The organism is Paenibacillus sp. NPDC056722 (genome assembly GCF_042790635.1).
GTDB lineage: Bacteria > Bacillota > Bacilli > Paenibacillales > Paenibacillaceae > Paenibacillus_AQ > Paenibacillus_AQ agri.
The window spans coordinates 97,638-112,684 of record NZ_JBHTYV010000008.1 but is presented as its reverse complement, the minus strand read 5'-3'; the positions used below and the strand labels follow the sequence as shown (position 1 = coordinate 112,684).

Below are 15,047 nucleotides of genomic sequence, written 5' to 3'. Positions count from 1 at the left end.
GCATGATGAATAAATGGGTGAAAACACTGCTAATCTTGGCCGGATCGGCATTCTTGACACGGTTCATTCCGTTCTCGTCTCTGTTCCGTAACCTGGACACGATGATTCATGAATTCGGCCATGCGCTGGTCACGCTGCTCTTATCGGGCAAGGTGCTACGCATTGAGTTGTATGCCGATCATAGTGGAGTAACCTATTCTGCAATCCAGGCGGGAGGACGGGCGATTGGAGTGGCATTGGCGGGGTACCCGCTGGCGTCTTTGTTTGCGCTGCTGCTGTTCTTTCTCTATGGAAAAGGAAAGATACGCTTCGGTCTGGGCTTGACCACCGGTATAGCGATAATTATGCTGCTGTTGTACGTCCGGAGCAGCTTCGGAATGCTGTGGCTGGGCGGATTTATCGCCTTGAACATCGTTATGCTATTCTTCTGGGACAGAGTCAGCAAGTATTACTATCTGCTGCTGGCGTTCCTTACTCTGGAGGAGTCCGTGACGGGGACTCTTTATCTGGTAACCGCTTCGGTGACTTCACCGTCCCGCGCTGGTGATGCTGGCAATCTGGCAAGGCTAACGGGAGTTCCGTCGCTTTTCTGGGCGGCGCTGTTCTTTCTGTTCTCCCTGCTGTGCGCAAAGTGGGCCTTGGAATTTTTCTTTAAAGCCCAGCGGATGCGTACAGGCAGAAAAGGTTAGCGGTAGGGATGGATATTTTTCTACATATATCGACATTTGAATTTTCACTTTTAAGGGGCAACCTGGTCTATTTGACGGAGTTGGCTCTTTTTTTGTCGATTTTATAACCCCGAACATATATTCCATGACAAGGAGTTGTCCGCCATTATTGGTACATTAATAGAAGAACCAAAAAAAGAAAGAGGTGGAAATATGCAAGCAAGTATTCAGCCGATATTTACTTGGAGTCAAGAACATATTTTTGCAGGTGGGATCCATAATATTGTTTTGCTGGTGGAATGGAGAGGTATTGTAAAAGTAGATCAACTTCGTAAACGAAGCCATAAAATAGCCGCACGTGACATCGAACTGCGAATATGGCTTGAACCCCACCTGAACCTCACCGCATGCCATGGCTGCAGGGCAGAAGCAGGAGAAGGACGTTCACTGCTGCTAAACCTGGGAAATATTCTTTGCGGACAGCACAAGTATCTGGCGCTGGAATTTTCAACCAGCTCTATGCCAGCCGGTAAACATGATGCCTTATGGGTGCAGTGGCTTTACAAACAGCCGCCAGGAGGGCGAATACGCGAACTGCCCTTGCAGAAATTAAGCCTGGAATATAGCCGTCATACAGCTGTTGCCAGAGACACCGTCTGCTTTCATGTAGAGAAGCACCTGGAATTGTTGAAAATCCCTATCATGCTTGACGAAATCGCGCTGCTAAAGGACAAGGGGCAGTACATCGAGGCTGCAGAGCGCCTTCGCCGTCATGCTGATAATTTGCTGCTATTGTCCGCAAGATCCGGTGATTTGTCTCTGCTGAGGGAAGCGGAAGCGTTGTACAAACAGAGTGACAGAGAGCTGCAGGCGAAGGAAAAAGCGGCCGGTACTGAACATAGATAATGCATATATGCGAAAAATACTTTATACATAAATAGCCTTATTTTTCATATTTTCAAGAACAAGAAACCGGGAATGTGATATATAATTGCGGTAAAATAGTAAAATAGTTCTATTATATTTTCCTAATCTCGGTTATTACTTCCTTGGTTTTTAGATATATACGACTAATTAATTCAAAAATAATGGGTCTATTTTACCATGAATCAAGGAGAACTGAATATGACAGACCGATTAATCCGGCTGATGCGCATTATTACGCTGGTTCAGGCCAAACCGGGTATTCTGGCCCGGGAACTAGCCGAGCGATGCGGCAACAGTGAAAGGACGATTTACCGGGATATGGATGCCCTTAGTGCTATGCATATTCCGATCACCCATTTGGGTCATGGGAAAGGTTATGCCTTTATCGGGAATTTTGCGTTGTACCCCTTGGACTGGTCAGATGAAGAAGCGATGGCATTTGCCCAGCTTCGCAACCTAATGGATGACATTAAACCGTTATTGCCTTCGGGCTTTGAGAGTGCCTATGAGAAGGTAATGGCGGCTGAATATAAGCATAGAGCTGACAAAGAAGAGAAGATGGAAATCGTGGGAAGAGAGGCGGGCACCGCCTGGATGGAAAGAGGTAGTATGCAACCGGAACATCCTGCATTTTTGATCGAGGTGTTCGTCGCCATGTTGAAGCAGAAAAGCATCCAAGTCGATTATAGCGAGAATTCGCATGAAGAGAAGGGGATCGCTATTGATCCCTATTATCTTATACCGCTGGAGAATAGATTTTATTTAATCGGTTATTGTCACCGCTTCGGTGTAATGCGTACTTTTCATACGAATGGACTCTCTAATGTTAAACCCCTCAAGTACGGATTCTCCAAAGATAATTTTGATCTGCAGGCTTTTATGAAACATAAATGGGAGCTGGATAAGGATAGTCTGCAGGTCGAATTTAAAATTAAGTTCTCTGAATGGTCCATGGAGCGGATCAGGAAAGAGGGGATGTTGATGAAGCCGGCCAGGATGGATCGTGAGAATCGTTTTTTCCAGTTTAAAGTGTCTGTGGATCAGGAAATCACATTCGTACGCTGGATCCTCGAATTTGGAGAAGAAGCTGAACTTGTGGAGCCATCATATTACCGTGAAGTCATGCGGCATCAATTAGAGAAAGGACTGTCGCTGTATAAATAGCGCAGTCTTTTTTTTGCACAAAATGTATTCTGACTAACCTTATAAGGTAATTTTATATAACAAATTTTTCTTGTATACCTTGGATTTATATAGTAATGTTATACATTAATTAGATATAATTACTTCTTAAGGCCTTATTCTCCCGCGATATGTTAACTACAGGTTACTTAAACTTCCCAATTCTCCGTTATTTTGTTCACCCTTATTTGACCTTTGTTCAATTTTTAAACAGAAGAGAGGTATCATTCTTTGTCTGAACCCATTTTAAAAATTGAGAATTTGCATACCCATTTTTTTACTGATCGCGGAGAAATTCCGGCTGTTGATGGTGTTGATCTTTACATTAATCCTGGCGAGGTGCTGGGTGTAGTTGGAGAATCCGGCTGTGGCAAAAGCGTAACCTCGCTGTCCGTGCTGAGGCTGGTTCCCAGTCCCCCTGGCCGGATTGTAGAAGGCCGGATCTTTCTGAAAGGCCAGGATCTTGTAACGCTCAAGGAAAAGGAGATGCGCAAGATTCGCGGAGATGCGGTTTCGATGATCTTTCAGGAGCCGATGACCTCGCTTAATCCACTGTTTACCGTCGGGCAGCAAATCATTGAGACTGTGCGCCTGCACCGGGGTATGTCCAAAAGACAAGCACGGGATCACGCCGTGGATATGCTGCGTAAAGTCGGTATTCCAAGACCGGAGTCCATTATTGATGAATACCCCCATCAATTGTCGGGCGGTATGCGCCAAAGAGTCATGATCGCAATGTCAATCTCCTGCAATCCGGAGCTGCTGATTGCTGATGAGCCTACCACCGCGCTTGATGTGACGATCCAGGCCCAGATTCTGGACTTGATCCGCAGGCTGAATGAAGAGCAGGGAACGGCTGTCATGATGATCACCCATGATTTGGGTGTAGTTGCGGAGATGTGCCATCGTGTGGCCGTTATGTATGCAGGCAAAGTAGTAGAGGAGGGCAGTGTGCATGATATCTTTAAACACCCACTGCATCCCTATACACGTGGCTTGATTCAATCCGTACCGAGAATGGACGAGACCCGTGAGCGTCTGTACTCCATTCCGGGCAATGTGCCTGTACTTAGCACAGAAATGCAGGGCTGCCGGTTCGCACCGCGATGTGCGGAGGCCATGGAGATATGTCATGAATCGCTTCCGCAGCTCACTCTACAGGAAGAACAGCACAGCTGCCGCTGTTGGCTGCATGAAAGAAGTCAGGAGGATGCGGTATGAGCGGAAATCTGCTGGAGGTCAAAGGACTGAAGAAATACTATCCGGTGCAAAAAGGATTTCTTAATTCTACAGCGGGGTTCGTGAAGGCGGTCGATGATATTTCTTTTGCGATCCGAAGAGGAGAGACCTTCGGGCTCGTGGGGGAAAGTGGCTGCGGCAAATCGACTGCAGGCCGGTCGCTGCTGCGGTTAATGGAGCCGACGGCGGGGGAGATTCTTTTTGAAGGCCGGGACATTACGAAGCTCTCTGTTGGAGAAATGCGCAAGCAGCGCCGCGAGATGCAGATGGTGTTCCAAGACCCGTTCTCGTCGCTTGATCCTCGGCACACCGTAGAGCGGATTCTAGAGGAGCCCATGATTGTGCACCGTACCGGGAATGCCAGAGAACGTCGTGCCGCCGTGGACAAGCTCGCTGATGTGGTGGGACTGGCAAAAAGCCAATTGCAACGGTATCCGCATCAGTTCTCTGGCGGGCAGCGACAGCGGATCGGTATTGCTCGGGCACTTGCCCTTCAGCCCAAGCTGATTGTGGCCGATGAGCCGGTCTCCGCGCTGGATGTATCCATACAGTCCCAGGTCATTAATCTTATGCAGGATTTACAGCGCGAATTTGGATTGACGTATCTTTTTATTGCCCACGATCTTAGTGTCGTCAAGCATATCTGCGACCGGGTTGCCGTTATGTATCTGGGCAGAATTATTGAAATTACGGACAAACACTCGTTATACTCCCACCCTCAGCATCCCTACACCAAGGCTTTGTTATCTGCTGTTCCCGAACCTGATCCTGATATCCGCAAGCAGCGAATCGTTCTCCAGGGCGAGGTGCCAAGCCCGGCTAATGCGCCGGTCGGCTGCTCTTTTCATACCCGTTGTCCCCAGGTGATGGAGGTCTGCCGTAAGGAACGGCCACCACTGCTGGAGACGGGCTCCGCCCATTTCACCGCCTGTCATTTGCATGACGGAACAACCCATTCACAGCTCGCTTAATCTGACAGCTTAGAAAGAATAGATACCGGTTTATGGCTGCGCTTTGGCACAGCTCTATATAAACACTTTAATACTTTCAATAGCAGAAGGGAGTTTTCGATGAGATGAAGAAATGGGGTAGTCTTGTACTGGTTTTAACGCTTAGTCTGGCGTTCACGCTGAGCGGCTGCGGAGGTAGCAACAATGCAGGTAAGGATGGCAATTCTGGAGGCAACGCAGCGGCAACCAATGCCCCTGTAGATGCCACGGACAAGCCCAAAGAGGTTCAGGATACGTTAATTCTGGGACGAGGCGGAGATTCTGCTTCACTTGATCCGGCAATTGTCACAGATGGCGAGTCCCTGAAGATTTCCCATCAGGTATTCGACTCTTTGCTGGAATATAAGCCGGGTACTTCCGAAGTGCAGGCTTCTCTCGCCGACAGCTGGGAAGTGACTCCTGATGGCTTGACCTATACTTTCAAGCTGCATCCTGGGGTGAAGTTCCATGACGGCACCGATCTTAATGCCGATGCTGTCGTGTTTAACTTCGATCGCTGGAATGATCCGAAGAGTGAATTCAAATTCGAGGGCGACTCGTTCGATTATTATGATTCGATGTTCGGTCCTGAGGGCAGCCGTGTCATTAAAGAAGTTAAGGCAGTGGATGACGGCACGGTGCAAATTATTCTGAACCAGCCGCAGGCGCCTTTCCTGCAGAACATCGCGATGACTTCCTTTGGGATTGCCAGCCCTACAGCGATTAAGGAGAAGAAGGCGAACTTCAAGAATGAACCGGTCGGCACGGGTCCGTTTGTTTTCAAGGAATGGAAACGCAATGATTCCATTACCTTGGAGAAGAATGCCGCCTATTGGAAATCGGGATTGCCGAAGCTGAACAAAGTCATTGTGCGTTCCATACCGGACAACTCGGCCCGCTTCACTGCTTTGCAGAACGGAGAGATCGATCTGATGGAAGACTTAAGTCCGGATGATCTGTCCACGCTGGAGAGCAACAGTAATCTGCAAAAGATTGAACGTCCGCCGTTTAACGTTTCTTATCTAGGCTTTAACTTCAAGAAGAAGCCATTTGATAATGTGAAAGTTAGACAAGCGCTGAACCATGCGGTGAACAAACAAGCCATTATTGATGCATTCTTCTCTGGTCAGGCTAAGCCGGCCGTCAATCCAATGCCGCCTTCACTGTGGGGCTATAATGACAGCGTGAAGGATTATGAATTTGATCTGGACAAAGCGAAGTCACTGCTTGCAGAAGCCGGGTATCCAAATGGTCTGCCCGACCCTGTAACCTTGTACGCTATGCCTGTGCCTCGTCCTTATATGCCTGATGGCAAGAAGGTGGCAGAAGCCATCCAGGCGGATTGGGAGAAGATCGGTGTGAAAACTGTGATTGAATCGCCAGAATGGGCTACGTATCTGGACGATACCAAGGCGGGCGAAAAAGATGATATCTACATGCTCGGCTGGACCGGCGACAACGGCGACCCAGATAATTTCATCTATACTTTGCTAGACAAAGATGCTATTCCAAGCAATAACCGGACCTTCTATGTCAATGAAGAACTGCATACCCTGCTAGTTGGCGCTCAGAAGGAAACAGATCAGGACAAGCGCTCTGACTTGTATAAGAAGGCACAGGAAATTATCAAAGCCGATGCTCCGTGGGTTCCATTGGTGCACACGACGCCGCTTCTGGCCGGCAAAGCTAATCTGAAGGGATTTGTACCGGGTCCGACAGGCACGGAATATTACAGCGAAGTGTACTTCGAATAGCTGTGTTAAGCTGTGCATGGTTTTAACCGTCGTTAGAGTACCATTACACCTTTGGAAGGTGAGCCGACTTTGAATGCCTACCTATTAAAAAGAGTCATGGTTTTAATTCCTGTATTGATTGGCATGACGATTATTGTATTCTCTATTATTCATGCTATTCCCGGTGATCCGGCCGAGACGATTCTCGGTCAAAAGGCTACGGAACAGTCCAAGCAGGCGCTGCGTGATCAACTCGGTCTCGATAAGCCCTGGTTTCAGCAGTATTTGAATTACATGGGAGATTTGGTGAAGGGAGATTTCGGTACCTCGATCCGCACAAAAATGCCGATTGCGAAGGAGATTCTGCCCTATCTGGCCGCAACGCTGGAATTAACGGTAGCCAGTATGCTGTTTGCTACCCTGGTGGGTGTGAATGCGGGGATCCTTAGTGCTTGGCGACAGAACTCGTGGTTTGATTATAGTGCCATGATTATTGCGCTCATCGGGGTATCCATGCCCATCTTCTGGCTAGGACTCATGGAACAATTAATATTCGCCCTGAAGCTCCAATGGCTTCCTTCGATTGGGCGGATGGACCAGCGTAATCCGGTGGATAGCATCACCAATCTCTATGTCATCGATACGATCCTGGCAGGACGCTGGGACCAGCTATGGACCGTCATCAAGCATTTGATTCTGCCAAGTATGGCACTCGGAACGATTCCGATGGCAATTATTGCCCGGATGACCCGTTCCAGCATGCTTGAGGTTATGAATTCCGATTATATCCGCACAGCCAAGGCGAAAGGCATGTCGCAGTTTCTGGTCGTGTACAAGCATGCACTGAAGAATGCCCTTATTCCTGTACTGACCGTAATCGGCTTGCAGACAGGCGCACTGCTGGGCGGTGCGGTGCTCACCGAAACCATTTTTGCCTGGCCGGGTGTAGGGCGCTACATCTTTGAAGCCATCAGTTCACGCGACTATCCTGTCATCCAGACGGGGATTCTGGTGATTGCTTTTATTTTCGTAATCATTAATCTGCTGGTCGATCTGCTATACGCCGTTATTGATCCGCGCATTAATTACAAGTGAGGGTGAATCTATGTCACAGCCAACAATCCATGCAACGTCTCCCAGTAATGTTCCCGCTAAGGAGGCATCCGGCCCCTGGCGCGATGCGTGGCGGGCCTTCCGTAAGAACAAGACGGCGATGCTGGGACTGGGGATCATCCTATTCTTCGTAATGATTGCGCTCTTGGCGCCGTGGATTGCGCCCTATGACTACAAGGAGCAGGAACTGGTGAACCGTCTGAAGCCACCTTCGGCCCAACATTGGCTTGGTACCGACGATCTCGGCCGGGATCTGTTCAGCCGATTGATCTATGGAGCGCGGATTTCCTTATGGGTTGGTTTTTTTTCCGTCATCGGCTCCATGATTGCCGGAACCATCCTGGGAGTGCTCGCAGGTTTTTACGGAAAATGGATCGATATGTTGATTTCCCGTATGTTTGATATTCTGCTGGCGTTTCCTAGCATTCTGCTCGCTATTGCCATTGTGGCGATTCTGGGCCCTTCCTTACAAAATGCGTTATATGCCATCGCCATCGTCAACATTCCAACCTATGGGAGATTGGTGAGAGCCAAAGTGCTCAGTCTGAGAACGGAAGAGTATATCACCGCAGCTCGGGCGATAGGCATGAAGGATAGCCGCATTCTGATCACCCATATCTTGCCGAACAGTCTAACGCCGATTATCGTGCAGGGTACACTCGGTATCGCACATGCGATTATTGAAGCCGCCGCACTTGGTTTTCTGGGTCTAGGTGCCCAACCACCTGATCCGGAGTGGGGGAAGATACTTTCCGACTCTCGGCAGTTTATTCAGAAAGCGCCGTGGACAGTCATTTTTCCGGGTCTGTCCATTATGCTGACTGTGCTGGGCTTCAATCTTATAGGTGACGGCCTGCGTGATGTGCTGGACCCCAGAATGAAAAAATAAACCATGAAGCAAGCCCTTTCGGTGCGCATTACCGAAAGGGCTATTTTATACTTCGAATTGAGCTTCCTATATAATAGAAGATTTTTATTATCTATCAGGGGTTTCGTCCGACCTGCTGCTTGCCTGCCCGCTGTGTGTCGGAGAGCTTGATTAGTTCGGAGACGGTGACGAACCGGTACCCCTGCTTTTCCAACTCTGGCAGAATGATCTTCAGCGCCTGTCTTGTTTGCGATTTTCCATGTACATGGTCGTGAAAAAGCACAATATCGCCGTTGTGGGCATTCCGAATCACCTTGTTCGAGATGGCATAGACCCCCGGTCTGTTCCAGTCACGGGTATCCTGATGCCAGGACCAGAGGATGGGCTTCAGCCCCATTTGATTGGACACATTAATCAGAGTCTCATCGTACATTCCTCCAGGCGGACGGAACAGGTTGCTTCGCTTGCCCGAGACCTTGATAATTTCTTTCTCCGTTAGATCCAGTTCCTCGTGCACTTGCTTTTCGGAGATAGGCCGCTTGAAATACACGTGATTATAAGTATGGTTAGCCAGTTCATGACCCTCGGCAACCACCCGCCGGGCGATATCTGGATAAGCAGCAATCCGTTTTCCAATTGCAAAAAATGTACTCTTGGCATTGTACTGCTGCAGCAAATCCAGAATTAGCTCGGTTTCCACTGGATCCGGACCGTCATCGAAGGTGAGGGCAATCACCTTTTGACTGGTATGTACCTCCCAGATCATGTCGCCCCGTTTCTCAAAATAGTAGCGATTCTTGACTATCGGGCTGGCCAGTGTATATGGCGTACAGCAGAGCAGCAGGGCTAATGCAGCCGAAATGACCCTATACGCTCTTTTCATGGATGCCCCCCCTTTTTTCTTAGGTTCAGTTATATAGAATGCACCTTTGGCAGGAGGAAATATGCAGAGGGAGGACGAGATGGGAAAAACTGTGCTGGATCAGGATCTTCTGAACTTGCCGCCGTAAAAACAGCGCAGATAAAAATATAAACCCGCAACGAGAAAGAATAAGATGCTCTCCAGCATAAAGATCCATAGTTCGGAAAATAGACCTTGTAACAGCTGCCGACATCGTGAAGCCCCCGCCGCAGCCAGGAGCAGAATTCCGATGTCACAGAGCATCAAAAGCAGGATCCCGTGAAGCTTCCGCTTATGAATATGTAGAGCTTTCAGGTTCCAGAGCGAAGACACCAGCTCCATGGATACAATGGCAATTGCCGCTCCGGCATACCCAAAACCGGGAATGCCTACGAGCATATATTGCGCAAAAGTGGAGCAGGCCAGTCCTGAAAGCAGACCCCAGAAGGGAGCCTTCTTGACATCTTGTGCCCAGAGAATGCTGGTGGTCAGTTCGCGGAAGCCTACCAGAAGCGGGATAGAGGCCAGGTATTTGATCGGTGCAGTCGCTGCCGTCGTATTAAAGATGAGGATGGAAAGCATGTCAGCATGAACAAACAGAAACAGCCCGGAGGCGATTCCCCACAACCAGGAAATCTTCAAGGCCAGGCTTGCCAGATGATTGAATTTTTCCAAAGTGCCCTGCTGCCATTCAGCTGCGATACGGACCGATAGCGTATGGCTGAGTGCTCCTGTTACGAGCGTAGGGGCATAAACGACAATAGCGGCCATCCCGTAAATAACGCCGTACATGGCGGTTGCTTCGGAAGTGCTGTGGCCTGCTGCGAGCAGACGGCTGGGAACTAGCAAAGCGTCAATAAATTCCGAAGCCGGGATGAACATACGCGTCATGGAGATGACGAGCGAAGTTTTAAAGAATATCGTAACTGGCAATACTTTGGAGCGGCCCTGCGGGCGCGGCGAATGGGTGTCCAATGAAAGGTATATGGTTAATAGGGAAAAAGAGATAAATGCACCAAGAAAGGTGCCGTATAACCCTCCACCCACAGCCTGGTTCATGCCGAGCGGCAGGAGCTGTGCTGTGATTAGCACCATGCAGGTTACGCGAACAGCTTGCTCAGTGACTTCTGATAAAGCAATGATGCCAATGCGTCCCAGTCCCTGCAAATAACCTCGCAGTAATCCGAGCAATGGAGCAGCAAACAGGGCAGGGGCCAGGCTGTGCAGCGCATGCTCCAGACCGGGATTACCAAGCAAAGTGGAGAGGGATGGTGAGTACCGGAAAACGACCAGACTAGCGGCTCCGCCTCCAAACATCAGAAGCACAGCAACAATCTTTAGAAACTGCCAGCCCTGTGCGGGTTTTCTGGCGGTTTCCAGAGCGAGCGCGGTGGGCAGCCCTCCGGCCAGCATCAATATAAAGCCGTAGAAGGAGTAGGCAATCTGATACAGCCCGATTCCTTCCGCGCCAGCAATTCTGGTGAGGATGATTCGTCCCGCCAGCCCGAACAGCTTGACCGCAACCATGGCGGCTGCCCGGATGGCAGATTGCTTGAATAGATGGGGCACAGCGCTACCTCCAGCGTAACGTATTCAATGTCGTGATCTTTAATTGTATGACATTGAAATGGCGTTATGCTGACAAGCTTAATCTCTGATATGGATCAACTCATATTTGGTGTACTTGTCCCATCCAAGGTCGAAAGGAACGCGGTAACGGTCTGCCGTATGAGAGTTGACCAGTGGATACCCGTATTCATCAAAGCCTGTGATAACTGAAAAATGATCCGTATCATTATGCTGCAGAATATAGCCGATCAGATCACCGGCCTGCAGCTGGGAGATGGCGCCATGAGCATGTTTTCTGGAAGGGGCTACTACTTCCTTATAGGTACCCTTGGCGACCATGGTGCCATAGCCGGAGCGTAGCAGGAAGTTGCGGAAGGCATCAGTCTGCACCCAAGTTTGAGTCCCCCCGGTCTGATAGAAGTATCGCCAGCCCGACTTCATCGGCAATCCTCCACCTTCCTCAGGATCACCAACCGCCTGAGAGGCAAAGTTAGTGCAATCGCCGCCTTTACCTGTATAGTCGAGATATTTGCGGTTATACCGATGATGATTGCCGGCCCCCCATGCGGTTCCTGCATATTTATCCGCATAAGCTACGGCACGAGAACGATTATAGCGACTTTTACCCGATGCGGCAGACGCAGGTTTTACAGAAGGGGCCAACCCATCTGGACTGTCGGCAATCGTATCTGGATTCTCGTCCAGCGGGTCCAAATACCATTCGCGGGCGATTTTCCAGCTTCCATTGATTTTCTTCAGGGTCATGAAATGCCGTGTACCGATGCCAAAGGACTGTGGCGGAATCACTTCATTTAAATACACATAACTGAGCTTGAGTGATTGCACCAGGGACACCTTGGCCGTATCTCCGTTTACATTCCGGCGTATGATTCGAATGCTGCTATTGGCTTTGACGAGTTTGACAGACCTTTTCGCGGCCCATGCATTAACATAAGCGGCTCGTTTGCTCTCGATATGATAAGCGTTTCTGCCCAGCGCCTGCTCCATCAGATAAAAGCCCTTTAGCTGCTGCGTTTGCTGGTCGATCAGCGTCTGTGCGCGATCTGCGAAGATTTGCTTTAATGCGGCATCTACCTCTTGATTTTCTTTGCTTTCCTCTGCATTCACCATAGCAGAGGGCAAAGAAAAGGAGGTCAGAAGAATAAGGATGAGGGACAGGATACTGGTTTTTTTAAGCACAATCATAACTCACCTTTCTGCTTCGTGAAAACGACCAGCCTTTTCTCATGTTCTTTTTTCTTTCTGCTATATTTCCCTGTACAGGTGATAAGGGTTAACCGGTGTTCCGCGGTATCCCCGAATATTCGTTCTAATGGGGCCTGTTCGGTGGGGTAAATCTCAACAGATTCGACTGTGTAAGTAAGCCTGTGTGTGTTGTTTGAGACAATAATGCTATCGCCTGGCTTTAATTTTTTTAATTTAAAAAAAACGGCAGGACCGGTATAGCTGTCCACATGTCCATCCAATACCACATTGCCCTTTGATCCCGGAAGGACGCCTGGATAAGAAATCCCAACCAGATCGGTTGATTCTGGCACGCCCATTTGCCCGCTTGGTAAAACAGACACCGGTTCAATTTCTGCAGCGACTTCTATAACGGGAATGGAAAGCCGGGTCGGCATAAACGGTTTTTCAGGTAGCGGAGGAGCGGAATGGACCGGTATGGGTTCTTTGGTTGGTTCAACTGTAATGTCATTTGCGGTTGTATTCGTCTGTGATTTTGTATGAAGATTATCTTTAGGTGTAGGTGCGGGCGTTGTTGCTGCGCAACCACAGCCATAGAAGGCCATACTGGTGAGTAGCAAGACAAGGATCCATTTTTTCATAATTATAAGAGAAAGAGGGAGTTGTCCTCCCCCTTTCGTCCTCCTTACTCCGTTTGTTCGCTCGCGCCGCCGAAGCCTGTTTTCGGCAATTTAGTGGCTTTGGTGCTAATGCCTTTTGTTTTGATGCTCTTAGCTTTCAAGCTCTTGGCTTTTAAAGTTTTGTGTCCCAAGCTTTTGGCTTTTAGGCTCTTCGCATGTGTTCCTTTGGCATGAGCTTTATGGTGTGCCTTAGCTTTGTGTTTAGTTTGAGCATGTGCTTTCTTCTCATGTTTCGTAGGCTCAACCGGAGCCGCACTAGCAGCCGATACAGCGGACATCAACAAGCAGGCAGAAATGGCGGCAACAGCTAATTTCTTCATAAATGTATTTCCTCCTCAAAATGTTTTTTCCCCTGCACAGTAATATCTCCAGACCGCATAGTAATTAGATTGTTAAATTGTTTCCAGTTGTTAATTACTAACCTTCTCGCTTTTTGTTACTTTCTTTTGTTTGGCTTATATAGGTGAAAGTTCGGGGTAATATGTTCTATAATAAATTACTAAATAAAGATTTCAGGATAGGGTGGGGAACATGACACTGATTGACAAAAGAGAACACCGGCAGTATCCGGAGATTACACGCCTGGAGACGTCGCGTGCTGCTTATGAACGAGATTATTCCCGCCTGATTCACTCGCCGACGTTTCGAAGGCTTCAGGGCAAATCCCAGGTCTTCGGCGCAGGCACTGGTGATTACTACCGCACACGCTTGACTCATTCGCTGGAAGTCGCCCAGATCGCCCGCGAGGCCGCTAAAAGCCTGCTGCGATCCTATCCGGAAGTGGAGACCGGACAGGCTGACAATCCTGGTCTGGTGATTGATCCGGAGGTGGTGGAGTGTGCGGCTATTGCTCATGATTTCGGCCATCCGCCCTTTGGACATAAAGGAGAAGAGGTCCTGGACAGCATTTTGCAGCAGTTGATTGAGAATAAAACGAATGAAGCAGCCCGCCTGGCAGGTGCTGATCCTGCAGAGAAGCTGTTTATCCAGGATGAGATGAAGCAGCGCTACGAGCATTTTGAAGGGAATGCTCATAATTTCCGTCTGATTATGTTCCTGGAGAAGCGGGAGAACATTGACGGTTTAAACTTGTCCGATGCTGTACTGCTGGGCATTAATAAATATCCTTTTCCAGGTACAGTGTTGAAGAAAGGCTTGTATTTGCATGAATGGGAATACATCTCTGAAATCCGCAGCGATTGGGGAATTCCTGCCGGTAAGAAAACACTGGAGGCCCAGCTCATGGATCTCTGTGACGACATAGCCTACTCAGCACATGATCTTGAGGATGGTATTAAGGCTGGTAAGATCGAAGTACATGAACACTTCATGCATGATGACTATATCCAGCGTCTGATTGTCGAGAAGATCACTACGCTGGAGGATTTCTTCTGGCAGGGCTGGGAGACCGAGAGCATTCGGGCTAAGGTGGAGGAGGTTCTCAGTGCATTCCTTCGTGTCTGGAAGGAGAAGCTGCCGACCTGTGAAAATGATTATTCCAGAACCCGCCGGGAAGTGAAGGCCTACTGGGTCAGCACCTTTGTGGCCAGTCTTGGCGTGATCACGGATGGGGACTGGAAGAAGGTTACCTTCATTAAAGAGGGGCAGGAGGATACGGATATGCTGCGTACAGTCAGTGTCCTGAAAAGCTTCGCATGGGTCACCATGATTCGCGATTTACGGGTACAGCGGCTTCAGAAAAGAAGTGAATGGATTCTTCGTCGGCTCTGGGGAGCCTTCCTGGACCCGGATACCTCTAAAGCCATTATTCCGTCCGACTGGCTGCAGCGCTTTGAGAAGGACCAGCGGCAGGCAAAGCCGATCTGGACCTGGGAGCATATGGTTATTGATTATATCGCTGGCATGACAGATGCCTTCGCTGAGAAAATATACAATGAACTGTACGGTCTTAAGGTTGGTTCAATTTACGATCTCGATTAGGGTGACGGTACCGCACATTTGAAAGGAGAGG

Annotated in this window: 14 protein-coding genes; 9 read left to right on the top strand and 5 right to left on the bottom strand. The window is 49.0% G+C overall.

Going from position 1 to position 15,047, the window contains the following annotated elements; all coding sequences use genetic code 11:
* The first annotated feature begins 5 nt into the window (after positions 1 to 5).
* From ACFRAM_RS19455 to nikC, 8 genes are all read left to right on the top strand, one after another.
* A complete protein-coding gene (locus tag ACFRAM_RS19455) occupies positions 6 to 689 on the top strand; it encodes a M50 family metallopeptidase (RefSeq protein ID WP_379467403.1) in 684 nt (227 codons plus the stop codon).
* Positions 690 to 881: 192 nt separating this feature from the next.
* Positions 882 to 1,574 carry a hypothetical protein gene (locus ACFRAM_RS19450; protein ID WP_379467264.1) on the top strand — a complete coding sequence of 231 codons (693 nt, stop codon included), beginning with the start codon at positions 882 to 884 and terminating at the stop codon, positions 1,572 to 1,574.
* A gap of 219 nt (positions 1,575 to 1,793) precedes the next feature.
* Positions 1,794 to 2,759 carry a helix-turn-helix transcriptional regulator gene (locus tag ACFRAM_RS19445; protein WP_379467263.1) on the top strand — a complete coding sequence of 322 codons (966 nt, stop codon included), beginning with the start codon at positions 1,794 to 1,796 and terminating at the stop codon, positions 2,757 to 2,759.
* Positions 2,760 to 3,008: 249 nt separating this feature from the next.
* Positions 3,009 to 3,998, top strand: coding sequence for an ABC transporter ATP-binding protein (locus tag ACFRAM_RS19440; RefSeq protein WP_379467262.1), 990 nt, complete (start codon positions 3,009 to 3,011; stop codon positions 3,996 to 3,998).
* Positions 3,995 to 4,987: an ABC transporter ATP-binding protein gene (locus tag ACFRAM_RS19435; RefSeq protein WP_066377275.1), complete on the top strand. Its 993-nt coding sequence runs from the start codon at positions 3,995 to 3,997 to the stop codon at positions 4,985 to 4,987. Before ACFRAM_RS19440 ends, ACFRAM_RS19435 begins: the two co-directional genes overlap by 4 nt.
* 104 nt (positions 4,988 to 5,091) lie before the next feature.
* Positions 5,092 to 6,759, top strand: coding sequence for an ABC transporter substrate-binding protein (locus ACFRAM_RS19430; RefSeq protein WP_379467261.1), 1,668 nt, complete (start codon positions 5,092 to 5,094; stop codon positions 6,757 to 6,759).
* A 69-nt stretch (positions 6,760 to 6,828) separates the two neighbouring features.
* Positions 6,829 to 7,833 (top strand): ABC transporter permease, encoded by a 1,005-nt coding sequence (locus tag ACFRAM_RS19425; protein ID WP_379467260.1) that lies wholly within the window; start codon positions 6,829 to 6,831, stop codon positions 7,831 to 7,833.
* 10 nt (positions 7,834 to 7,843) lie between these two features.
* Positions 7,844 to 8,740, top strand: coding sequence for a nickel transporter permease (gene nikC / locus ACFRAM_RS19420; RefSeq protein WP_175373911.1), 897 nt, complete (start codon positions 7,844 to 7,846; stop codon positions 8,738 to 8,740).
* A 94-nt stretch (positions 8,741 to 8,834) separates the two neighbouring features.
* Here nikC and ACFRAM_RS19415 read toward each other — a convergent pair whose 3' ends face one another.
* The 5 genes from ACFRAM_RS19415 to ACFRAM_RS19395 all read right to left on the bottom strand — a co-directional run bounded on the left by ACFRAM_RS19415 (position 8,835) and on the right by ACFRAM_RS19395 (position 13,395).
* Positions 8,835 to 9,602 (bottom strand): polysaccharide deacetylase family protein, encoded by a 768-nt coding sequence (locus ACFRAM_RS19415; RefSeq protein ID WP_379467259.1) that lies wholly within the window; start codon positions 9,600 to 9,602, stop codon positions 8,835 to 8,837.
* Positions 9,603 to 9,701: 99 nt separating this feature from the next.
* A complete protein-coding gene (locus ACFRAM_RS19410; RefSeq protein ID WP_379467258.1) occupies positions 9,702 to 11,189 on the bottom strand; it encodes an oligosaccharide flippase family protein in 1,488 nt (495 codons plus the stop codon).
* Between the two features lie 78 nt (positions 11,190 to 11,267).
* Complete coding sequence (locus tag ACFRAM_RS19405) at positions 11,268 to 12,395, bottom strand: amidase domain-containing protein (RefSeq protein ID WP_379467257.1); 1,128 nt, start codon at positions 12,393 to 12,395, stop codon at positions 11,268 to 11,270.
* Positions 12,392 to 13,015 (bottom strand): class F sortase, encoded by a 624-nt coding sequence (locus ACFRAM_RS19400; RefSeq protein ID WP_379467256.1) that lies wholly within the window; start codon positions 13,013 to 13,015, stop codon positions 12,392 to 12,394. The genes ACFRAM_RS19405 and ACFRAM_RS19400 overlap by 4 nt, the downstream gene beginning before the upstream one ends.
* Before the next feature lie 65 nt (positions 13,016 to 13,080).
* Positions 13,081 to 13,395: a hypothetical protein gene (locus ACFRAM_RS19395; RefSeq protein WP_379467255.1), complete on the bottom strand. Its 315-nt coding sequence runs from the start codon at positions 13,393 to 13,395 to the stop codon at positions 13,081 to 13,083.
* 211 nt (positions 13,396 to 13,606) lie between these two features.
* On the opposite strand from ACFRAM_RS19395, the gene ACFRAM_RS19390 reads away from it, so the two are divergent.
* Positions 13,607 to 15,016: a deoxyguanosinetriphosphate triphosphohydrolase family protein gene (locus tag ACFRAM_RS19390; RefSeq protein WP_175373915.1), complete on the top strand. Its 1,410-nt coding sequence runs from the start codon at positions 13,607 to 13,609 to the stop codon at positions 15,014 to 15,016.
* Positions 15,017 to 15,047: the final 31 nt, after the last annotated feature.

Excerpts from the sequence above, each read along its gene's own strand:
- ACFRAM_RS19455 (WP_379467403.1), top strand. The coding sequence starts at position 6 with ATGAATAAATGGGTGAAAACACTGCTAATCTTGGCCGGATCGGCATTC.
- ACFRAM_RS19450 (WP_379467264.1), top strand. The coding sequence starts at position 882 with ATGCAAGCAAGTATTCAGCCGATATTTACTTGGAGTCAAGAACATATT.
- ACFRAM_RS19445 (WP_379467263.1), top strand. The coding sequence starts at position 1,794 with ATGACAGACCGATTAATCCGGCTGATGCGCATTATTACGCTGGTTCAG.
- ACFRAM_RS19435 (WP_066377275.1), top strand. The coding sequence starts at position 3,995 with ATGAGCGGAAATCTGCTGGAGGTCAAAGGACTGAAGAAATACTATCCG.
- ACFRAM_RS19430 (WP_379467261.1), top strand. The coding sequence starts at position 5,092 with ATGAAGAAATGGGGTAGTCTTGTACTGGTTTTAACGCTTAGTCTGGCG.
- nikC (WP_175373911.1), top strand. The coding sequence starts at position 7,844 with ATGTCACAGCCAACAATCCATGCAACGTCTCCCAGTAATGTTCCCGCT.
- ACFRAM_RS19415 (WP_379467259.1), bottom strand. The coding sequence starts at position 9,602 with ATGAAAAGAGCGTATAGGGTCATTTCGGCTGCATTAGCCCTGCTGCTC.
- ACFRAM_RS19405 (WP_379467257.1), bottom strand. The coding sequence starts at position 12,395 with ATGATTGTGCTTAAAAAAACCAGTATCCTGTCCCTCATCCTTATTCTT.
- ACFRAM_RS19395 (WP_379467255.1), bottom strand. The coding sequence starts at position 13,395 with ATGAAGAAATTAGCTGTTGCCGCCATTTCTGCCTGCTTGTTGATGTCC.
- ACFRAM_RS19390 (WP_175373915.1), top strand. The coding sequence starts at position 13,607 with ATGACACTGATTGACAAAAGAGAACACCGGCAGTATCCGGAGATTACA.